At 73.5% G+C, this 20,180-nt stretch carries 20 protein-coding genes, 1 tRNA gene and 1 pseudogene; 12 read left to right on the top strand and 10 right to left on the bottom strand.

All coding sequences use genetic code 11. From position 1 onward, the window contains the following. Positions 1 to 40 precede the first annotated feature (40 nt). Together TPA0908_RS12715 and fabG are read left to right on the top strand one after the other, a co-directional pair. Positions 41 to 1,693 (top strand): alpha-amylase family protein, encoded by a 1,653-nt coding sequence (locus TPA0908_RS12715; RefSeq protein ID WP_281937675.1) that lies wholly within the window; start codon positions 41 to 43, stop codon positions 1,691 to 1,693. 57 nt (positions 1,694 to 1,750) lie between these two features. Then, a complete protein-coding gene (gene fabG / locus TPA0908_RS12710; RefSeq protein ID WP_281937673.1) occupies positions 1,751 to 2,509 on the top strand; it encodes a 3-oxoacyl-ACP reductase FabG in 759 nt (252 codons plus the stop codon). Positions 2,510 to 2,597: 88 nt separating this feature from the next. Here fabG and TPA0908_RS12705 read toward each other — a convergent pair whose 3' ends face one another. Together TPA0908_RS12705 and TPA0908_RS12700 are read right to left on the bottom strand one after the other, a co-directional pair. Next, the gene (locus TPA0908_RS12705; RefSeq protein ID WP_281937672.1) at positions 2,598 to 3,014 is read right to left on the bottom strand and encodes a hypothetical protein; all 417 of its coding nucleotides are present in this window, start codon (positions 3,012 to 3,014) and stop codon (positions 2,598 to 2,600) included. Beyond that, positions 3,007 to 3,402 (bottom strand): hypothetical protein, encoded by a 396-nt coding sequence (locus TPA0908_RS12700; protein ID WP_199199984.1) that lies wholly within the window; start codon positions 3,400 to 3,402, stop codon positions 3,007 to 3,009. Before TPA0908_RS12700 ends, TPA0908_RS12705 begins: the two co-directional genes overlap by 8 nt. Before the next feature lie 149 nt (positions 3,403 to 3,551). On the opposite strand from TPA0908_RS12700, the gene TPA0908_RS12695 reads away from it, so the two are divergent. The 7 genes and pseudogenes from TPA0908_RS12695 (at position 3,552) to TPA0908_RS12665 (ending at position 9,684) form a co-directional block, all read left to right on the top strand. Then, the gene (locus TPA0908_RS12695) at positions 3,552 to 4,448 is read left to right on the top strand and encodes a Gfo/Idh/MocA family protein (RefSeq protein WP_281937669.1); all 897 of its coding nucleotides are present in this window, start codon (positions 3,552 to 3,554) and stop codon (positions 4,446 to 4,448) included. Positions 4,449 to 4,494: 46 nt separating this feature from the next. Beyond that, entirely contained in the window at positions 4,495 to 4,617 is a 123-nt protein-coding gene (locus TPA0908_RS12690; RefSeq protein WP_281937667.1) for a hypothetical protein, read from the top strand. A gap of 413 nt (positions 4,618 to 5,030) precedes the next feature. Further along, positions 5,031 to 5,822, top strand: a pseudogene (gene erm / locus TPA0908_RS12685) (ErmE/ErmH/ErmO/ErmR family 23S rRNA (adenine(2058)-N(6))-methyltransferase); the annotation flags it as partial. A 100-nt stretch (positions 5,823 to 5,922) separates the two neighbouring features. Then, a complete protein-coding gene (locus TPA0908_RS12680; protein WP_281937665.1) occupies positions 5,923 to 6,552 on the top strand; it encodes a sigma-70 family RNA polymerase sigma factor in 630 nt (209 codons plus the stop codon). Beyond that, entirely contained in the window at positions 6,549 to 7,286 is a 738-nt protein-coding gene (locus TPA0908_RS12675; protein ID WP_281937663.1) for an anti-sigma factor, read from the top strand. Before TPA0908_RS12680 ends, TPA0908_RS12675 begins: the two co-directional genes overlap by 4 nt. A gap of 87 nt (positions 7,287 to 7,373) precedes the next feature. Next, positions 7,374 to 8,003: a fasciclin domain-containing protein gene (locus TPA0908_RS12670; protein ID WP_281937661.1), complete on the top strand. Its 630-nt coding sequence runs from the start codon at positions 7,374 to 7,376 to the stop codon at positions 8,001 to 8,003. A 31-nt stretch (positions 8,004 to 8,034) separates the two neighbouring features. Further along, positions 8,035 to 9,684: a molybdopterin-dependent oxidoreductase gene (locus TPA0908_RS12665; RefSeq protein WP_281937660.1), complete on the top strand. Its 1,650-nt coding sequence runs from the start codon at positions 8,035 to 8,037 to the stop codon at positions 9,682 to 9,684. Positions 9,685 to 9,746: 62 nt separating this feature from the next. Here the strand turns inward: TPA0908_RS12665 and TPA0908_RS12660 are convergent, their stop codons facing one another. Further along, on the bottom strand, positions 9,747 to 9,941 hold the full coding sequence (locus TPA0908_RS12660) for a DUF2795 domain-containing protein (protein ID WP_281937659.1): 195 nt from the start codon (positions 9,939 to 9,941) through the stop codon (positions 9,747 to 9,749). A gap of 81 nt (positions 9,942 to 10,022) precedes the next feature. Here TPA0908_RS12660 and TPA0908_RS12655 point away from each other — a divergent pair, with 81 nt between their 5' ends. Further along, positions 10,023 to 11,279, top strand: coding sequence for an erythromycin esterase family protein (locus tag TPA0908_RS12655; RefSeq protein ID WP_281937657.1), 1,257 nt, complete (start codon positions 10,023 to 10,025; stop codon positions 11,277 to 11,279). Positions 11,280 to 11,327: 48 nt separating this feature from the next. Here the strand turns inward: TPA0908_RS12655 and TPA0908_RS12650 are convergent, their stop codons facing one another. From TPA0908_RS12650 to TPA0908_RS12640, 3 genes are read right to left on the bottom strand one after another with little or no spacing between them, the layout of a single operon-like run. Further along, on the bottom strand, positions 11,328 to 13,511 hold the full coding sequence (locus tag TPA0908_RS12650; protein ID WP_281937655.1) for an MMPL family transporter: 2,184 nt from the start codon (positions 13,509 to 13,511) through the stop codon (positions 11,328 to 11,330). 36 nt (positions 13,512 to 13,547) lie between these two features. Further along, complete coding sequence (locus TPA0908_RS12645) at positions 13,548 to 14,093, bottom strand: TetR/AcrR family transcriptional regulator (protein ID WP_107157101.1); 546 nt, start codon at positions 14,091 to 14,093, stop codon at positions 13,548 to 13,550. A gap of 45 nt (positions 14,094 to 14,138) precedes the next feature. Further along, positions 14,139 to 14,489, bottom strand: coding sequence for a winged helix-turn-helix transcriptional regulator (locus TPA0908_RS12640; RefSeq protein ID WP_281938575.1), 351 nt, complete (start codon positions 14,487 to 14,489; stop codon positions 14,139 to 14,141). A 398-nt stretch (positions 14,490 to 14,887) separates the two neighbouring features. Between TPA0908_RS12640 and ligD the strand changes: the two genes are divergently transcribed. Continuing rightward, on the top strand, positions 14,888 to 15,847 hold the full coding sequence (gene ligD / locus TPA0908_RS12635; RefSeq protein WP_281937653.1) for a non-homologous end-joining DNA ligase: 960 nt from the start codon (positions 14,888 to 14,890) through the stop codon (positions 15,845 to 15,847). Between the two features lie 47 nt (positions 15,848 to 15,894). Here ligD and TPA0908_RS12630 read toward each other — a convergent pair. The 4 genes from TPA0908_RS12630 to TPA0908_RS12615 all read right to left on the bottom strand — a co-directional run bounded on the left by TPA0908_RS12630 (position 15,895) and on the right by TPA0908_RS12615 (position 18,413). Then, positions 15,895 to 15,969: transfer RNA gene (locus TPA0908_RS12630), tRNA-Arg, on the bottom strand. A 76-nt stretch (positions 15,970 to 16,045) separates the two neighbouring features. Then, the gene (locus TPA0908_RS12625) at positions 16,046 to 16,741 is read right to left on the bottom strand and encodes a winged helix-turn-helix domain-containing protein (RefSeq protein ID WP_281937651.1); all 696 of its coding nucleotides are present in this window, start codon (positions 16,739 to 16,741) and stop codon (positions 16,046 to 16,048) included. A 153-nt stretch (positions 16,742 to 16,894) separates the two neighbouring features. After that, complete coding sequence (locus TPA0908_RS12620; protein ID WP_281937649.1) at positions 16,895 to 17,569, bottom strand: DUF305 domain-containing protein; 675 nt, start codon at positions 17,567 to 17,569, stop codon at positions 16,895 to 16,897. Between the two features lie 10 nt (positions 17,570 to 17,579). Beyond that, positions 17,580 to 18,413: a DUF3105 domain-containing protein gene (locus TPA0908_RS12615; protein ID WP_281937647.1), complete on the bottom strand. Its 834-nt coding sequence runs from the start codon at positions 18,411 to 18,413 to the stop codon at positions 17,580 to 17,582. A gap of 99 nt (positions 18,414 to 18,512) precedes the next feature. Here TPA0908_RS12615 and argS point away from each other — a divergent pair, with 99 nt between their 5' ends. After that, entirely contained in the window at positions 18,513 to 20,180 is a 1,668-nt protein-coding gene (gene argS / locus TPA0908_RS12610) for an arginine--tRNA ligase (protein ID WP_281937646.1), read from the top strand.

Raw genomic sequence — 20,180 nt, 5'->3', positions numbered from 1 at the left:
CGGGTTTGCCAGAACGCGCGTTCGGAGAAGTAGAGCCCGCATGGGTGACAGGTGGTATCAGGAGGCGGTCGTCTACTGCCTCGACGTCGACACGTACGCGGACTCCGACGGCGACGGGGTGGGTGACTTCCAGGGGCTGATCGGCCGGCTGGACTACCTGGCCCGGCTGGGGGTGACCTGCCTCTGGCTCAACCCGATCCACCCGTCCCCCAACAAGGACGACGGGTACGACGCGACCGACTTCTACAACGTCGACCCGCGGCTCGGGACGCTCGGCGACTTCGCCGAACTCCTGCACCAGGCGCAGAACCGGGGCATCCGGGTGATCATCGACCTGGTGGTCAACCACACCTCGGACCAGCACCCGTGGTTCCAGTCCGCCCGGTCCTCGCCCGACTCGCCGTACCGCGACTGGTACGTCTGGGCCGACCACGAGCCGGACGACCGGCACCAGGGCATGGTGTTCCCGGGCGAGCAGCACGAGACCTGGACCTACGACCGGACCGCCAAGGCGTGGTTCTACCACCGGTTCTACAAGTTCCAGCCGGACCTGAACATCGAGAACCCGAAGGTCCGCGCGGAGATCAAGAAGATCACCTCGTTCTGGCTCCAGCTCGGCGTCTCCGGGTTCCGGATGGACGCCGTGCCGTTCATCATCGAGAAGACCGAGCCGGGCAACCCGAACGCGACCAAGGACTTCGACTTCCTCACCGACCTGCGCCAGCACGTCCAGTGGCGGCGCGGCGACGCGGTGCTGCTGGCCGAGGCGAACGTCGAGCCGGACCAGTTGCCGGTCTACTTCGGCGACGGCAGCGGCTCGGGCAACCGGATCCACATGCTCTTCGACTTCATGATGAACGGCCGGCTGATGCTCGCGTTCGCCCGGGAGGACCCGGAGGCGATCATCGACGCGTTGCGTGACACCCCGAAGCTGCCGACCGGCGGCCAGTGGGCGACGTTCCTGCGCAACCACGACGAGATCGACCTGTCCCGGCTCACCGCCGACCAGCGCAACGACGTGTTGGCGAAGTTCGGCCCGGACGAGAACATGCAGCTCTACGGCCGGGGTATCCGCCGCCGGCTCGCGCCGATGCTCGGCAACGACCGCCGGCACATCGAGCTGGCGTACGCGCTCCAGTTCTCGCTGCGCGGCACGCCGGTGCTGCGCTACGGCGAGGAGATCGGCATGGGGGAGGACCTGACGCTGAAGGGGCGCGACGCGATCCGTACCCCGATGCAGTGGTCCTACAAGGAGAACGCCGGCTTCTCCACCGCCGAGCCGGAGAAGCTGGTCCGCCCGGTGATCGACAAGGGTGAGTACGGCTACCAGCAGGTCAACGTCACCGCCCAGCGCAAGGACCCGCGTTCGCTGCTCGGCTGGTTCGAGCGGATGATCCGGACGCTGCGGGAGGCCCCGGAGGTCGGCTCCGGCAGCACCACCCACATCGACGTGCCGATGCCGGCCGGGGTGCTCGCGCACCGCGCCGACGGGCGGACCGGGACCATGGTCTTCCTGCACAACCTCGGCACCGAGGACGTGGAGGTCGACCTGAGCACCCTGGCGCCGGAGGCGGACCTGCCGATCGACGTGCTGAGCGACCGCAACTACGACGAGGTGGGCAAGCTCGACCGGCTGAAGCTGAACGGCCACGGTTACCGCTGGATCCGGCTCTGCCGGGGTGGGGCGCTGTAGCCGGACGTGACGGCGGGTTAGGCTCCTCCGATCGAGCCAAGTTACCGGGAGGTAATCATGTCGGAGGAGCCCCGCGTCGCCATCGTGACCGGAGCCGCACGCGGCATCGGCGCGGCCACCGCCCGCCGGCTGGCCGCCGACGGCATGGCCGTCGCCGTGGTCGACATCGAGGAGTCGGCCACCGCGGAGACCGTCGACGGCATCGTCGCCGCCGGTGGTCGGGCGCTCGGCGTCGGCGCGGACGTGGCCGACCGGGCCCAGGTGGAGGCCGCCGTCGAGCGGGTCGCCGCCGAGCTGGGCGCGCCGACCGTGCTGGTCAACAACGCCGGCGTGCTCCGCGACAACCTGCTGTTCAAGATGACCGACGTTGACTGGGACACCGTCCTGGGCGTGCACCTGCGCGGCGCGTTCCTGTTCAGCCAGGCCACCCAGAAGCACATGGTCGAGCGGAAGTGGGGCCGGATCGTCAACCTGTCCAGCACCTCCGCGCTGGGCAACCGCGGCCAGGCGAACTACGCCGCCGCCAAGGCCGGCATGCAGGGCTTCACCAAGACGCTCGCCATCGAACTGGGCCCGTTCGGGGTGACCGTCAACGCGGTCGCGCCGGGCTTCATCGTCACCGACATGACCGCGGCCACCGCGGCCCGGATGAAGGTCGAGTTCGCCGCGCTCCAGGAACACGCCGCCGCCGAGATCCCGGTCCGCCGCACCGGCCGCCCGGAGGACGTCGCGCACACCATCTCGTTCCTGGCGAGCGAGGGCGCGTCCTTCGTCTCCGGCCAGGTCATCTACGTCGCCGGCGGCCCCAAGGACTGACCGCCGCCCCCGGGCGGATGGCCCCTCCTTCCCGGAAAGAGGGGCCATTTCGCGCCCCATGGCCACGCTTTCCGGGAAAGCGCGCGGTTCAGGTGGGGTCGCGGCGGGTGCGGTACAGCCAGAGCAGGCCGAGCGCCGGCAGCACCAGCGGGATGTAGCCGTAGCCGCTGCCGAAGTCGGACCAGACCGTCTCGTCCGGGAACAGCTCCGGGTCGGCGATGCTCAGCACGCCCACCGCGAGCACCCCGACCAGCTCCACCGAACAACAGGCCAGCGCCACCCGGCGGCCGGCGTGCCCGGCCCGGGCCAGCCCGACCGCCGCCACGATGTAGATCAGCGCGGCCAGCGCGGAGAGCAGGTACGCCACCGGCGCCTCGTCGAACTTCGTGGCGATCTGGAGCCCGGCCCGCGACGTCGCGGCGATGGCGAAGAGGATGTAGACCGCGATCAGCAGCCGCCCCGGCCCGCGGTTGGTGGCGCGTCCGGGCGCCCGGGAATCAACCACCGACGACCTCCCAGGTCTGCTGCAACCGCACCACCACGACCGGCGTGACCAGGCAGATCGCGCAGACGATCGCCGAGCCCCAGCGGGTCGGCTCCATCCGGGCCAGCACCCAGGCCAGCGGCGGCAGGCAGACCAGCGTCACCAGGTAGCCGAAGAACGCCCCCGGCTCGCCCGGCCGGTCCCCACCGCCGAGGGCGACGAGCGCCACCACGGTCAGCGCCAGCAGCGCCACCTCCACCACGGCCAGGCCGGCGAACTGGATCCGGTCCGGCGGCTGCTGGCGTACGGCGGCCACCAGGGCCCAGACCGCGACCGCCAGCGACAGCACGATCGCGATCGTGGGGAGGAACCCGTCCACCGGCGAGCCCGCCGCCGCGGCGCTGGTCATCGACGCAGTGTCGTTCACCGGCCCAGCCTACTAAGTCGTGTAGTAGCCAGCCGCCGCGCGGGTCGGGGCGCGCCGGCCGGGCCGGACGACTAGCGTGGATCACGGTCCCGGCGTACGCCGGTGGCCCACGACGAGGGCAGGGGGCAGGGGTGCGCTTCGGGTTGTTCGGCACCGGTCACTGGGCGGCGGAGACGCACGCCGCCGCCATCGACGCCCACCCCCGGGCCCGACTGGCCGGCGTGTGGGGGCGCAACCCGGCGAAGGCGGAGGCGCTGGCCACCCGGCACGGCGTGCCGGCCTTCACCGACGTCGACGCGCTGCTCGACGCCGTCGACGCGGTCGCCGTGGCGCTCCCGCCCGACGTGCAGGCCGACATCGCGGTCCGGGCCGCCACCGCCGGGCGGCACCTGCTGCTGGACAAGCCGCTGGCGCTGAGCCTCGCCGACGCCGACCGGGTGGTCGCCGCCGCCGAGGCGTCCGGGGTGGCCTCGGTGGTCTTCTTCACCCAGCGCTTCCACCCCAATGTCACCGGCGTCCTCGCCTCGGCCGCCGCGGCCGGCGGCTGGCAGCACGCCCGGGGGACCATGTTCGCCTCGATCTACCAGCCCGGGAACCCGTACGGCGACTCGCGGTGGCGGCGCGACCGGGGCGCGCTGTGGGACATCGGCCCGCACGCGTTGTCACTGATCCTGCCGGTGCTCGGCCGGGTCACCCGGGTCGCCGCGATGGACGGGCCGAGCGGCCTGGTGCACCTGCTGCTCACCCACGACGGCGGCGCGACGAGCGCGCTCTCCCTCACCCTCGACGCGCCGGCCGAGGCGGTCACCCGTGACTTCGTCCTGTTCGGCGCGAACGGCACCGAGAGCATCCCGCCCGGTGACGGCAGCGCGCTCCAGGCGTTCGGCGCCGCGCTCGACCAGTTGCTGGCGGAGGTGGACGCCGGTACCCGCGACCACCGCTGCGACGTGTGGTTCGGCCGGGACGTGGTGGCGGTGCTCGACGCCGCCGAGACCGCCCGGGCGCAGGGGCGCACGGTCGACGTGTGAGAAAACCCGTCGCGGGGGTGGCGGGCCGGCCGCTAGCGTCGCGCGCATGTTCACGCATGCCCTGATCGACGTGGCCGTCGCGCCGGCCGCGTCCGGGCTCCTTCTGGTCGCCCGCCCGCGGGTCCGTCGCCCGGCCCTGACCGGCCGGGACGCGGACCGCCGCGCCTGACCTGACCACCGCCCGCGAGCCCGACTGGCCGACCCGCCACGTCACCGGGCTGACGGCGTCCAGTGGGGCCTGATCCCGCCGTTTCGCCGAGCTGGCGCTGGCGGTCGCGCTGATCCCACCACGCCGCCGACAGGTGGCGCGGTGGTTCGCGCGGTGAGCGTCCCGACCGATCCAGGGTCGTCCGAGCCCCGATCCGCTCGGACCGCCCGCCCCATCCGTTCCACGCCGACCCGGCGAGCCGACCCGGCGAGCCGACCCGGCGAGCCGACCCGGCCCGTCGCGGCTGCCGACCCGTCCCGTCCGGCGGTGCCCGCCCGCCGGGTCGGTCGCACGCCCCGAGCCCGAGGGGCGGCCTGGAACACCTGCGCAGCGGTCCGTACCCGTCGCCGTCCGGCGACAGACAGGACGAACCCGTGGCGCCCCGCCGACTCCGCACCACCGCACGCGACCGGTCCCGTCGCGTACTGTCCCAGAACTTCCTCGCCGATCCGGCCGCCGCCGCACGGATCGTCCGGGCGGCCCGCCCCGGCCCGAACGACCTGCTGCTGGAGGTGGGCGCCGGACGCGGCCAGCTCACCCGCCCGCTCGCCGCGCGGTGCGGGCGGCTGATCGCGTACGAGGTGGACCCGGCCGTGTTGCCGGAGCTGACCGCGACCTGCGCGCCGCTGCCGCACGTCGAGGTCCGGGCGGCCGACTTCCTCTCCGCGCCGCCGCCCGGGGAGCCGTTCTCGGTGGCCGGCAACATCCCCTGGTCGCTGACCGCGGCGGTGGTCCGCTGGTGCCTCGCGGCGCCCGAGCTGCGCGCGGCCACGCTGCTCACCCAGCTCGACTACGCCCGCAAACGCACCGGCGACCACGGCCGGTGGAGCCGGCTCACGGTGCTCACCTGGCCGGAACACCACTGGCGGCTGGCCGGGCGGGTGCCCCGGGGCGCGTTCCGGCCGGTGCCCGCGGTGGACGGCGGCATCCTGCACCTGGAGCGCCGGACCGAGCCGCTGCTGGCGCCGGGCGTGCTGCCCGCGTACCGGAGGATGGTGGAGCTGGGCTTCGGCGGGGTCGGCGGCTCGCTCGCGGCCTCGCTGCGCACCGCCCACCCGCGCCGCCGGGTCGACGGCGCGCTGCGGGCCGCCCGGATCGCGCCGGACACCCCGGTCGGGCTGGTCTGGCCCGAGCAGTGGCTGGTGCTGTTCCGCCTGCTGCACGCCACCGACCCGGGCCGGCCCGGGAATTCGGGGCCATCCGGTCCGGAATCCGCTCCGAATGCCTACCGTGCTGGCAGACGGAGCGGACGGAAGGCGGGACCGGATGACCGAGGGCGACAGCGCCGGTGACGTGCCGGGGCGGTCGAGGCTGCACGCCGTGCCCCCGGCCGCCCCGGACCCACGGGCGGAGACCGACGGCCTGCTGCGGGCGGTGGCGCGCGGCGACGAGGCGGCGTTCGAACGGCTCTACGACATCGTGTCGCCCCGCGTCTACGGGCTGGCCCGGCGGGTGCTCCGTGACCCGGCCCAGGCCGAGGAGGTCGCGCAGGAGGTGCTGGTCGAGGTGTGGCGCACCGCCGCCCGCTTCGACCCGGCCAAGGGCTCGGCCACCGCCTGGATCTTCACCATCGCCCACCGCCGGGCCGTGGACCGGGTCCGGTCCGAGCAGGCCGGCGTCGAACGCACCCGCCGCGTCGCCGCCGGCTCCGCCGAGACGCCGTACGACGAGGTGGCCGAGGAGGCGGCGGCCCGGCTGGAGCGGCAGCAGGTGCGGCACTGCCTGGACGTGCTCACCGAGATGCAGCGCGAGGCGATCACGCTGGCCTACTACGGCGGGCACAGCTACCGCGAGGTGGCCGGCCTGCTGGGCACCGCGTTGCCCACCGTCAAGACCCGCATGCGGGACGGGCTGATCCGTCTCCGTGACTGCCTGGGAGTGGAGTTCAGCCGATGACCGACATCCACGCGCTCGCCGGGGCGTACGTGCTCGACGCGGTGGACGACGTCGAGCGGGCCGCGTTCGTCCGGCACCTGGCCGGCTGTGAGAGTTGCGCGCTGGAACTGGCCGAGTTCCACGAGACGGCGGCCCGGCTGGCCGACCCGACCTGGTCCGTGCCGCCGCCCGCGTTGCGCACGTCGGTGCTGGCGGAGGTCCGGCGTACCCCGCAGGAGCGACCCGGCCCGGTCGGTCGGGCGGCCCGCGACCGGGCCGGGGGGTGGCGCCGTCGGGCGGCCGTCGCGGCCGCCGCCGTGCTGCTGGCCGGCGGCGCGGGCGCGGCCACCTGGACCGTCCAGGAGCAGCGGGTACGCGACGCGCGCACCGAGGCCGGCGCGGCGCGGGACGAGGCGGGCCGGATCCGCGCCGTGCTGGCCGCGCCGGACGCGGTGGTCCGGACCGGAGCGGTTCCGGCGGGCGGCCGGGTCACCGTGGTGGCGTCGCCGAGCCGGAACGAGGGAGTGGCGCTGCTCGACGGGTTGACCGTCCCCGCCGCCGGCCGGGCCTACCAGCTCTGGCTGATCGACGGCGCGACGGCCACCTCGGCCGGCGTGCTGCCGGCCGGCCGGGGTGGCGGTTCGACGCTGCTGTCCGGGGTGCGGGGCAAGGGTCTCCTCGGCGTGACCGAGGAGCCGGCGGGCGGGTCGGCGCGGCCGACCATGACCCCGCTGGTGGCGGTCGCGCTCGCCTGATCTTTTTCGCGGATCCACCCATCCGCGGGCCGGTGGGCACCGAATCCCTTCCAGACCGACAGTTCACCATCTGAAGGGATTTACCTGATGCGTCCCATGAAGCTCACCGCTGTCGCCCTTGCCGCCACGCTCAGCCTCGGACTCGCCGCCTGCGGCGGGGACGACACCGACACCGCCGCGCCGGCCAAAAGCGCCCCGATGAGTTCCGCGCCGGCCAGCAGCGCTCCCGCGATGGCCGACGGCCAGTTCGGCCCCGGCTGCGCGGCGGTGCCGACCGACGCGTCGAACCCGGGCAGCTTCGCCGCCATGGCCAAGGTGCCGGTGGCCACCGCCGCGTCCGGCAACCCGGTGCTGAGCACGCTGGTCACCGCCGTCAAGCAGGCCGGCCTGGTCGACTCGCTGAACAGCGCGCAGGGCCTCACCGTCTTCGCGCCCAGCAACGACGCGTTCGGCAAGCTGCCCAAGGCCGACCTGGACAAGGTGCTCGCCGACAAGAAGATGCTGACGGACGTGCTGACCTACCACGTGGTCGAGGGTCGGCTCGGCCCGGACCAGCTCGCCGGCGCGCACAAGACGCTCCAGGGCGGCGAGGTGACGGTCGCCGGCAGTGGCACCGAGTTCACCGTGAACGGCAACTCCATGGTGATCTGCGGCAACGTGCAGACCGCCAACGCGACCGTCTACATCGTCGACTCGGTCCTCATGCCGAAGTCCTGACGCGGCCGGCGCTCGGCGAGAGGAGAGACCGATGATCCGCCGTACCCTGGCGGCCGCCGGGACGGGCCTGCTCGTGGCCGCCGCCGGGGTGGCGGTCGCGGAACTGCTCGCCACCGCCGTCCGCCCCCAGTCGGCGCCACTGGTCGCGGTCGGCGGCACCGTCGTGGACGGTGCGCCGACCCCGGTCAAGGAGTGGGCGGTGCGCACGTTCGGCACGTACGACAAGCCGTTGCTGCTGGGCGGCATCGGGCTGGCGCTGGCGCTGCTGGCCGCGCTGACCGGGATCGCCGCCCGTCGCCGCCCGGCGCTCGGCCTGCTCGGGCCGGCGGTGCTCGGGCTGGCCGGCGTCGGCGCCGCGCTGACCCGACCCGACGCCCGCCCGATCGACGCACTGCCGTCCCTGGCCGGCGCCGCGGTGGCCGCCGGCCTGCTGCGCCGGCTGCCCCTGCCCGGCCTGCCGGCCGCCCCGAACACTCCGGACGCCGCCGCCGACCCGGTGGGGGTGGGCCGGGCGGCGTCCGGGGGCGGCGCGGCCGGTTCCGCCCGGGTGGGTGGTCCTGAGAGGTGTGCCCCAGGCAGGGGCGGCCCTGGTGCGGGCGGCTCGGGCGGCTCGGGATCGGCGGGCGGGACCACCCGGCGGACGGTGGTGCGGAACGCGACGCTTGTCGCCGCCGGCACCGTGTTCGCCGGGGCCGGCGCGGCCGTGCTGCGCCGGCTGAACGTCGCCGACGCGGCCCGGTCCCGGGAGTCCGTGCGGCTGCCCGCGCCGGCCTCGCCAGCCCGGCCGGTGCCCGCGGGCGTGGCGCCCGGCTTCCGTACCCCGACCGGGGAGTTCTACCGGGTGGACACCGCGCTCACCGTGCCCCGGCTCGACGTGGACGCCTGGCGGCTGCGGCTGCACGGCCTGGTGGCGCGACCGGTCGAGGTGAGCTTCGCCGAGTTGCTCGACCGCGGCCTGATCGAGCGGGACGTCACGCTGAGTTGCGTGTCCAACGAGGTCGGCGGCCCGTACGTGGGGACCGCCCGGTGGCTCGGCGCGCCGCTCGCCCCGTTGCTGCGGGCGGCGGGCATCCGGGCCGGCGCCGACCAACTCGTCGCCCGCTCCGACGAGGGCATGACCATCGGCACGCCGATCGAGACGCTCCTCGACGGGCGGGACGCCATGCTCGCGCTCGGCATGAACGGGGCGCCGTTGCCGTTCGAACACGGCTTCCCGGTCCGGATGCTCACCCCCGGCCTGTACGGCTACGCGGGCGCGTGCAAGTGGGTCACCGAGTTGGAGGTGACCACGTTCGACGCCTTCGACGCCTACTGGGTGCGGCGGGGCTGGGCGCGGGAGGCGCCGGTGAAGACCGCGTCCCGGATCGACCGGCCCGCGCCGTTCGCCCGTCTTCCCGCCGGGCCGGTGACCGTGGCCGGAGTGGCCTGGGCCCAGCACCGGGGCATCGCGGCGGTGGAGGTGTCGGTGGACGGGGGCCCGTGGCGGGCGGCCGAGTTGCTGCCCACCGCCTCCACCGACACCTGGGTGCAGTGGCGCTACGCCTGGCCCGCCCCGGCCGGCCCGCACACCCTGCGCGTACGCGCCACCGACGGCACCGGCGCGACGCAGCCCGAGCGACGCCGCCCGCCGTTCCCCGACGGCGCCACCGGCCACCACACCATCACCCTCACCGTGCGGTGAAAGGCCGGGCCCCCGGTTAACGCCTCCGGTAGAGGCGGGCGCCCCGCTTGGCATCAGGTGGCCTAACCGGTGAACGGGGCCAGCGCCTCGCCCAGCTCGGCGGGGGTGTCGAACTCCTCGGCCGGCAACGTCCGGAGCATCTGGAGCGTCTCGGTGCTGGCGCCGTTCTCCTGGCCCCAGCGGACCAGGTCCTCCCGGGAGACCGGGTAGTCGAGTCCGGAGACGAACTCCTGCAACTGCGCGCCGCTGACGGTCATGTCGCGCGGCTACCCGCTGGGCGGCGCGGCATGCCGGTCCCGACGGCGGTTTGCCCCGGCGGGGCCCGGGTAGCCGCGGACATGCTGGTTCAGCGGCTCGGCGCACCGAGCGACTTCGACCCGCTGCTGGAGCGCGTCCGCGACGCCCGCATCGTGATGATCGGCGAGGCGACGCACGGCAGCTACGACTACTACCGCCTGCGCGAGCAGTTGACCCGGCGGCTCATCGCCGAGCAGGGGTTCGACTTCGTCGCGGTGGAGGGGGACTGGCCGGACTGCGACCGGGTGCACCGTTCGGTGGTGGGCGCACCGGGCGGACTGGCCGATCCGATGGTCGCGTTGGAGCGGTTCGAACGCTGGCCCACCTGGATGTGGGCGAACGCGGAGGTGGCCCGGTTCTGCCGGTGGCTGCGCGCCTGGAACCTGGAGCGGCCGGAAGCGGAGCGGGCCGGCTTCCACGGCCTCGACGTCTACTCGCTCTGGGAGTCGATGCAGGCCATCTTCGACTACCTGGGCGAGGAGGACCCGGCGTCGCTGGAGGCGGCCCAGGAGGCGTACCGCTGCTTCGAGCCGTACGGCAAGCAGGCCGAGGAGTACGGCCTGGCCAGCCGGTTCGTCTCCGCCCGGTGCGAGGAGGAGGTGGTCCGGTTGTTGGCGCGTACCCGGGAACAGGCCGCCGCGGACGGCCCGGACCGCTTCTCGGCCTGGCAGAACGCGGAGGTGGTGGCCGGCGCGGAACGGTACTACCGGGCCATGATCGGCGGCGGTCCGGAGTCGTGGAACGTCCGCGACATCCACATGGCGGACACGCTGGACCGGCTGCTCGACCGTTACGGGCCGGACGCGCGCGGCGTCGTGTGGGCGCACAACACGCACGTCGGCGACGCGCGGGCCACCGAGATGGCGGCGGACGGCATGGTGAACATCGGTCAGCTCGGTCGGGAACGGCACGGCCGGGACGCGGTGGCGCTGATCGGCTTCGGCAGTTGGCGGGGCAGCGTGATCGCCGCCCCGCGCTGGGGCTCCCCGGCCGAGACGATGATGGTGCCGCCGGCCCGGGAGGGGTCGGTGGAGCACCTGTTGCACGAGCTGATGCCGGACCGGGCGGTGCTGGTCTTCGGCGGCCCGGACGAGCCGGAGTGGGTGACCGGGGAGGCGGACCACCGGGCCGTCGGTGTGGTGTACGACCCGAGCTTCGAGTCGTGGGGCAACTACGTGCCGACCCGGCTGGGGGAGCGGTACGACGCGTTCGTCTGGTGCGACGAGACGACCGCGTTGCACCCGCTGCCGGCGTTGGTGACACCGGGCGAGATGGAGACGTATCCCGCCGGAGTGTGAGGAGGGGCCCCCTGTTATGCACGAGGCGTTAACAGGGGGCCCCTCCTTTCACTTCACCGGGGCGGGCTCGCGGTTGGCTAGGTGGGCGCGCAGGCCCTCGCCCTCGACGTCCACGTTGGGCAGCAGCTTGTTCAGCCAGCGCGGCAGCCACCAGGCGGCGTTGTTGAGCAGCGACATCACCGCCGGGACGATGGTCATCCGGACCACGAACGCGTCGATGGCGACACCGATCGCGAGCGCGAAGCCCATCGACTTGATGATCGGGTCGTCCAGGAAGACGAAGCCGCCGAACACCGACATCATGATGAGCGCCGCAGCGGTGACCACCCGGGCGCCGTGCCCCATGCCGTTGATGGTGGCCTGGCGGGCGGTGTCCCCGTGCACGAAGTCCTCGCGCATCCGGGAGACCAGGAAGACCTCGTAGTCCATGGCCAGGCCGAACAGGATGCCGATGAGTAGGATCGGCAGGAAGCTGACCAGCGGCGCCGGCGTGTCGACGCCGAGCAGCCCGGCCAGGTGGCCCTGCTGGAACACCGCGACCGTGATGCCGAACGTGGCCGCCACGGTGAGCAGGAACCCGAGCGCCGCCTTCACCGGCACCAGGATCGACCGGAACACCAGCATCAGCAGCAGCACGGACAGGCCCACCACCAGCAGCAGGTAGACCGGGAGCGCGTCGGAGAGCTTCTCCGACACGTCGATGCCGATCGCGGTGACGCCGGTGAGCAGCACCTCGGCGTTGCCGATGCCGCCGACCTGCCGGCGGATGTCGTGCACCAACTCCTCGGTCTTCTCGTCGGTCGGCCCGGTCTTCGGGATCACGCCGAGCAGCGCGGTGCGGCCGGACGGGTCGAGCTGCGGCGGAGCCACCGCCAGCACCCCGTCGGTCTTCTGGATCAGCGACGCGACCTGCGGCACGGCGGCCTGGGTGGCCTGCGGCGAGTCGGCGGTGACCACGACCGCGAGCCGGCCGGTGAAACCGGGGCCGAAGCCCTCCCGGATCAGGTCGTTGCTGACCCGGGCCGGGGTGCCCTCGGCGGCGGTGGAGGCGTCCGGCAGCGCCAGACGCATGTCCTGCGACGGGATCGCCAGCAGGCCGAGGCCGAGCAGGCCGACCAGGATCACCGGGATGCGGAACCGGGTCACCCAGTTCGCCCAGCGGAACCCGAAGCCGGAGCGGTCCTCCGAGCCGGTGCCCGGGTCCGCGACCGCCTCGCGGTTGCGGAGCTTGCGCGGCAGCACCCGGCGGCCGGCGAAGCCGAGCAGCGCCGGGGCCAACGTGATCGCCACCAGCACGGCCACGGTGACGGTGCCGGCGGCGGCCAGACCCATCACGGTGAGGAACGGGATGCCCACCACGGCCAGGCCGGCCAGCGCCACCACCACCGTCGCGCCGGCGAACACCACGGCGGAGCCGGCGGTGCCGACCGCGCGGCCGACCGCCTCTTCGGGGGAGAGCCCGTCGAGCAGGTTCTGCCGGTGCCGGGAGGTGATGAACAGCGAGTAGTCGATGCCGACCGCCAGGCCGAGCATCAGCGCCAGGATCGGGGCGGTGCTGGTCAGCTCCACCGCGCCGCTGAGCGCGAACAGGCCGGCCATGCCGACGCCGACGCCGATCAGCGCGTTCAGCATGGTCATCCCGGCCGCCACCAGCGAGCCGAACGTGATGACCAGGACGATCGCCGCGACCAGCACACCGAGCGCCTCGGTCGAGCCGACCTCCGGCTCGCCGTTGAGCACCTCGCCGCCGGGGGCGATCTGCCAGCCCTGCGCCTCGGCCTGCTGGCCGACCTTTTCGTACGCGTCGCGCTGCTCGGTGGTCACGTCGTCCGCGCGACCGGCGAACTGCACCTGGATCAGCGCGTACCGGCCGTCCGGCGTGAGCGCCTGCGCCTGGTAGGGGTCGATCGCGCCGACCACGCCGGGCAGCGTGGCCGCCTCCTGGGTGACCTGCTTGACCACCGCCTGGCCGGCCGGCGAGGTGAGCGCGCCGTCCTGCGGCGCCTTGACGGCGATGGTGCCGGTGGCGCCGCTGGCCGCCGGGAACCGGTCGGCGAGCAGGTCGATGGCCTGCTGCGACTCGGTGCCGGGCATGGTGAAGTTGCTCGCCGTCGGGCCCCGCAGCGTGGCGGCGGCCAGGCCGAGGCCGACGAGTACGACGAGCCAGACGACGGCGACGAGTCGCCGTCGGCGTAGGGATGCCCGGCCGAGCCGGTACAGCAGGGTCGCCATGGACCTTCCTTCGTCCTCGGGTGCGAACTGGTGGGATCAGGTGGTGGGTTCGAGCGCGCGGTGCGCCACGGCGAGCAGCGCGGGTCGCAGCTCCTCGTCGGGGATGTCCAGGAACTCGCCACAGGTCTCGGCGATGCCGGCCAGCACGACAAGCGCGGCGACGCGGGCCACCGGCCGGTCGGAGAAGCCGGCGAACGCGGCGATCAGCCGTTCGGAGATCTGCTGGATGTGCGCGAACGCCGGCTGCTGGAGCAGGTCCGGGAACTCGCCCCGGAGCAGCGCGATCTCCCGGCGGAAGCGGACCGCCAGGTCGACGAAGCCCTCGGCGGCGGCCCGCTGCGCCGGCGCGCCGGTGAGGTCGGCGAGCCGGGCGTCGAGTGCCTCCAGCATCGCGATGGCCGGGGCCATCAGCTCGCAGAGCAGAGCGTCCTTGCTGGCGAAGTGGTAGAGCACGGTGGCCTTGGAACAGCCCACCTCACGGGCGATGTCCTGGAGCGAGGTGCCCTTGTAGCCGGTGACGGCGAACCGACGGGCCGCGGCGGTGAGCAGCTCGTCGTGGGTGGCCGGGGTAGCGCGTGCCATGCCCTCCAGCATGCCTGACCGATCGGTCAGCACCTGACCGATCGGTCAGACGGATCGGGTGGGCTTCGCCACAGGATGCTCCCGGTCGTACGCGGTCCGGGCCGCGCTGATCGACTCGCGGTGCCGCTCCGCCCAGCGGGTGAGCGCGACAAGCGACTCGTACAGCTCCCGGGCCATCGGGGTGGCGGTGTACTCCACCCTCGGCGGCACCGTCGGATGCACGTGCCGGACCAGCAGCCCGTCGCGCTCCAGGTTGCGCAACGTCAGCGTGAGCATCCGCCGGCTGATGCCCTCCACCCGCCGTTCCAGCTCGGTGAAGCGCACCGGGCCGGTCGAGGCGGCGATCAGGATGCCGATGCTCCACTTGCCGCCGACCCGGTCCAGCGCCTCCCGCACCGTGCAGGCCCGCGCCTGCGTCCCGTCCGCGGTCCGGCCGGCCGGGTCGGGCGCGCACCGGTCGTCCTGGGTTGTCACCGCGGCTCCTTCCGCTCGGCCCCGACGGGAGCCTCGGTGACCATCATGCGTCACGGGTGGCAGCCGACCGCCCGGAGTGCGTACGGCTACCGCGTGCCGGGCCGGTGAAGACCTGGGTTGTTCCCGCCTACGAACTTGATGGCATGAATGCATCAGCCGCCGATGACCCGTTCACGCCATCAAGTTCGTAGCGTGGTGGCGCATCACCCAGGCGTTCGACGTTTCGCCAGCGGGAGTTCGGACACCCGCCCCCGAGCGGGCCGTCACGCCGGCGCCGTGTCGGGGTTGCCGAGCCGCCGCCGGGCCGGGAAGGTGGTCGGATGGGCGCCGCTGACGAGACCCGGGACGGGATCTCGCTGACCAACCTGGACCAGCCGCTGTTCGACTCCGCCGGCGCGACCAAGCGTGACCTGGTCGACTACCTGGACGCGCTGCACGGGCGGATCCTGCCGGAGCTGCGCGACCGGCCGCTGTCGGTGCTGCGGGTCCGGCCCGGCCAGGAGCCGTTCATGCAGAAGAACCTGCCGAAGTACACGCCGGAGTGGGTGCGCCGCACCGAGGTCTGGGCGGAGGCGTCGCACCGGCGCATCTCGTACGCGCTCTGCGACGACCGGCGGACGCTGCTCTGGTTCGCCAACCAGCGGGCGGTGGAGTACCACCCCACGCTGGCCCACGCCGGACAGGTCGAGCACCCGACCCACCTGGTGCTCGACCTGGACCCGCCGGAGGGGGAGACGTTCGGCGCGGCGGTACGCGTCGCGCTGCTGGTGCGGCAGGCGCTCCGCGACGCCGGGCTGGCCGGTGCGGTCAAGACCAGCGGCGCGAAGGGCCTGCACGTGATCGTGCCGGTGACGCCGGAGACCACGGCCGAGGAGGCCGCCGCCGCGACCCGGGCGCTCGCGGCCCACACCGAACGGCTCGACCCGGCGCTGGCCACCACCGCGTTCATCGTGGCCGACCGCGGGGGCCGGGTCTTCGTGGACTCGACCCGCGCGCACGGGGCGACGGTGGTGGCCGCGTACAGCCCGCGGATCCGGCCCGGCGCGCCGGTGTCGTACCCGATCGGCTGGGCCGACCTGGAGTCGGCGACGCCCGCCGACTTCACCGTGAAGACCGTGCCCGCGCTGCTCGGCGACCGCGACCCGTGGGCCGAGGCGCTGCCCGCGCCGCAGTCGCTGCCGGCGGAGCTGGTCGCCGAGGGGCGGACCATCCCGGTGGCCCGGGTCCAGGCGATGCACGAGGGCAAGCGGCGGGCCCGGGCCCGCCGGGAGGCCGGCTGACCGGCAACGCGAAAGCCCGGGCACGACGGCCCGGGCTTCGAGATGTCTGGTGCCCCCGGCAGGATTCGAACCTGCGCCCCCGCCTCCGGAGGGCGGTGCTCTATCCCCTGAGCTACGGGGGCTCAGCGACCCGAGAAGAGTAGCAAACCCCTTCCCGGATCACCGAATCGGTATCGCCCGCGAGTCGATCTTCGCCGGTCAGGCGGCGGCGACGGTGCGACCGCAGCTCGGCAGCGGGTGCAGCGCGATGCGGCGGGGCAGTCGTCGGGGCCACTCGTTGCGCGGCCAGGAGCCGTCCACGATCAGGTGCACGGGGCGTTGGTCGGCGCCGCTGAGCCGCAGGACGAAGTCCCGGGGCAGCGGCGGGTCCACCGACGGCGTGGTGACCATGAACCGCACCCGCCCCCGCGAGGAGACCGCCGAGACCACGTCGGCGGCGGGCATGGTGCCGCGCAGCCGGACCCGGCCGAGCCAGTAGATCTCCGCCGCGTGCTCCTGGGCCGCCCGGGTGATCGCCGGGTACTCGCTGCGTACCCACCGCTCGACCGCGCCCACGCAGAGCCCGCAGGCCCGCTCGCGCGGCTCGCGGGGGCCCAGGCCCCAGGCCCGGAGGTACGCCCCGACGGTGCCGGCGTCCATGGCCAGCGCGAACCGGCGTTCGATGAGCGTGGTCAGGCTCTGCCGCGTCCACAGCTCCTCGTCGAGGCCGAACTCGTCCGGGTGGACGCCCCGCAGCACGTCGATCAGTTCGAGTTCTTGTTCGCGGCTGAGCGTTCCCGGCTCGCCCTGCCGCAGTCCGCGACGGACGGCTGCCACCGCTCCGTCACCGCCGATGGTGTGGCGTCGGCACCAGCTGGTCACCGACCGCCCTGCGTCTCTGAGTGCAACCCCCACGTCCTGCGCAACGACCCCGAATCACAACTGGTCACGATATGTGGGTAGAAAAAGTCTACGAACCGACATAACGGGCAAAGTTGCTGGGCCCGGACATGTCGGAGCCCGCGTCACGGGCGCGACGCGGGCTCCGGTGAGCGGAGGGCGGGACCGTCAGGGCGTGCCACCCAGGCGCTTGAGCGCCGCGGTGAGGTTGGCCAGGTCGTTCTGCTGGGTGTTCTTCATGACCTGGGCGACCGCCAGCACGTCGTCGTCGTGCCCCTCGGCGAGGATGCCGTCGATCATGTGGACCCCGCCGATGTGGTGCTGGATCATCATCTTCAGAAACATCACGTCGAACTCGCGACCACTCGCCGCCCGCAGCTTCGCCATCTCCTCGGGCGTGGCCATGCCCGGCATCAGGCCGTTCCTGACCAGCCCGGCACCGTCCGGCATCCACGCCATCGGGGCCTGGTCGCCGGTCGGGTCCAGCTTCCAGGAGCGCAGCCAGGTCTGCATGGTGCCGATCTCGCCCTGCTGCCCGGTGGCGATGTCCACCCCGACCTGGCGGACCTCCGCGTCCTGCCCCTGGCGGAACGCCAGCAGACCCATGGCCACCGCCTGGTTGTGGTGGGCGGTCATGTCCCGGGCGAAACCGGCCTCGGCCGAGTTCTGGCCCGGGCGGGTGAGCGTCGGGGTGAGCAGGCCGCCGGCGTACCCGAGGAGCAGCCCGACCACGACGGCGGCGGCCAGGGCCAGCAGGCCGTAACGGCGCGCCGCCGGCCGGCCGCCCTCGTCGGCGGCCGGGGCCTCGTCGAGCTCGCTGTCGGTGGTCACCGGGGCGGTCATCGCGGCGTCCTCACTGGGTGGGCTGCTCGGGCATGTTCTGCTGGAGGTTGTCACGCGGGGTGGTGCCGGTGGCGGTCACGCCCTGGTCGCAGAGGGCGTTCGGGCCCTCGATCGAGGCGTTCACCCGCAGCGTCTTGATGAACTCGTCGATCCGGCCGTCGTCGGCGTTGTCGACCTTGAGCTGGAAGCCCCAGGCCTGGAGCGAGATCGGCTTGTCCAGCCCCTCGTACGGGCTGAGCATCAGCTTCTCCTTGCCCTGCACCTTGCTCTTGAGCTTCGCCACCTGGTCGGCCGGCAGGTCCGGGCGGTAGGTGATCCAGACCGTGCCGTGCTCCAGGCTGTGCACCGCGTGCTCGTTGGCGATCGGGGCGTCGTAGACGTCGCCCATGCAGTTCTGCCACGCCTGGTTGTGCGGGCCGGCGACCGGCGGGGAGACGTCGTACTTGATCGCGCCGGGCTGGTGGTTTCCGCCCTTGACCAGGTTCTTGTCCTTCTTGCGGAAGTCGACCATGCCGTCGATCGCGTCGGCCCGCTTCTGCCAGGGCTGGGCGCCCTGGTAGACCGCCCAGGCGCCGATGCCGATGATGCCGACGGCCAGCACGCCGACCGCGACGAAGAGGGCGATCGGGCCCCACGAGCGACCCTGGCTCACCTTGACCGGGGTGACCGGCTTGCGGCCCTTGCCCCCGGCGCCCGCCCGTGGGCCCTTGCCGCCGCCGGGCTTGGTCGCGCCGGCCTTGCCGGCGGGCTTCTCGGCAGCCGCGGGCCGGCCGGCGGCCGGCTTCTTGCCGGTGCTGACCACGGTGGGACGGCGTTCCGGGCCGCCCGGGGTGCTGATGCTCATCGTGCCTCGTCAGGTCGGTCGGTCAGGGGAGCGCGGGGGCCTGTTCACATGCTGGGTCGCCGCCGCGGTGCCCGAGTCTACCCCCGATAACATGGTTCGGTGACTCCCGCAGAACTCGCCGAGGTCGTCCTCGCCGCAGCCCACGCCGTCTTCGACGAGCGGGGGCTGGACCCTGCCGCGTTGCCCGCGCAGACCACCGTCGAGCGACCCCGTAACCCCGATCACGGTGACTACGCCTCGACGCTGGCGTTGCAGCTCAGCAAGAAGGTCGGCGTGCCGCCGCGGGAGCTGGCCGCCGCGCTGGCCGAGCAGCTCGGCAACGCGCCGGGGGTCAAGTCGGTGGAGATCGCCGGCCCCGGCTTCCTGAACATCCGGCTCGACGCGGCCGCTGCCGGCCAGCTCGCCAAGGTCATCGTCGAGGCCGGCCCGGCGTACGGAAGCAGCGACACCCTGGCCGGGCAGCGGATCAACCTGGAGTTCGTCTCGGCGAACCCGACCGGCCCGGTGCACATCGGCGGGGTCCGCTGGGCGGCGGTCGGCGACGCGCTCAGCCGCCTGCTGCGCGCCACCGGCGCCGACGTGGGCACGGAGTACTACTTCAACGACGCCGGCTCGCAGATCGACCGGTTCGCCCGGTCGCTGCTGGCCGCCGCCAAGGGTGAGCCGGCGCCGGAGGACGGCTACGGCGGGGCGTACATCGCGGAGATCGCCGCCGAGGTGGTCCGGCGCCGGCCCGAGGTGCGGGAGCTGACCGACGACGCCGCCCAGGAGGTGTTCCGGGTCGAGGGCGTCCAGCTCATGTTCGCCGAGATCAAGTCCTCGCTGCGCGACTTCGGGGTGGAGTTCGACACCTACTTCAACGAGAAGGACCTGCACGACCGGGGCGAGCTGGAGGCGGCGCTGACCCGGCTGCGCGAGCAGGGGCACGTCTTCGAGTCCGAGGGCGCGACCTGGCTGCGCACCACCGACTTCGGTGACGACAAGGACCGGGTGCTGCGCAAGTCCAACGGTGAGTGGACCTACTTCGCCGCCGACTGCGCCTACTACCTGGACAAGCGGGAGCGCGGCTTCGAGCGGGTCGTGATCATGCTGGGCGCCGACCACCACGGCTACATCGGCCGGATGAAGGCGATGGCCGCCTGCTTCGGCGACGACCCGGCGCGCAACCTGGAGATCCTCATCGGCCAGCTCGTCAACCTGGTCCGCGACGGCGCCCCGGTGCGGATGAGCAAGCGGGCCGGCACCGTGGTCACCCTGGAGGACCTGGTCGACGCGATCGGCGTGGACGCCTCCCGGTACGCGCTGGCCCGCTACTCGGCCGACTCGCCGATCGACATCGACGTGGAGCTGTGGACCCGGGCCAAGAACGACAACCCGGTCTACTACGTCCAGTACGTGGCCGCCCGCACGGCCGGGGTGGCCCGCAACGCCGCCGAGATCGGGCTGACCCGGTCCGACGCCACGGCGTTCCGCCCCGAGCTGCTCGGCCACGAGAAGGAGAACGAGCTGCTCAAGGCGCTCGCCGAGTTCCCCGCCGTGGTGGCCACCGCCGCCGAGCTGCGCGAGCCGCACCGGATCGCCCGCTACCTGGAGGAGAGCGTCGCGCAGGCGTACCACCGGTTCTACGACAACTGCCGGATCGCGCCGCAGGGCGACGAGGAGATCACCGACACCCACCGGGCCCGGCTCTGGCTCAACGACGCCACCCGGGTGGTCATCGCCAACGGCCTGCGCCTGCTCGGCGTCTCCGCGCCGGAAAGGATGTGA

It is taken from the genome of Micromonospora sp. AKA38 (assembly GCF_027925725.1).
Lineage (GTDB): Bacteria > Actinomycetota > Actinomycetes > Mycobacteriales > Micromonosporaceae > Micromonospora.
This window is presented reverse-complemented; position numbering and strand designations above follow the sequence as displayed.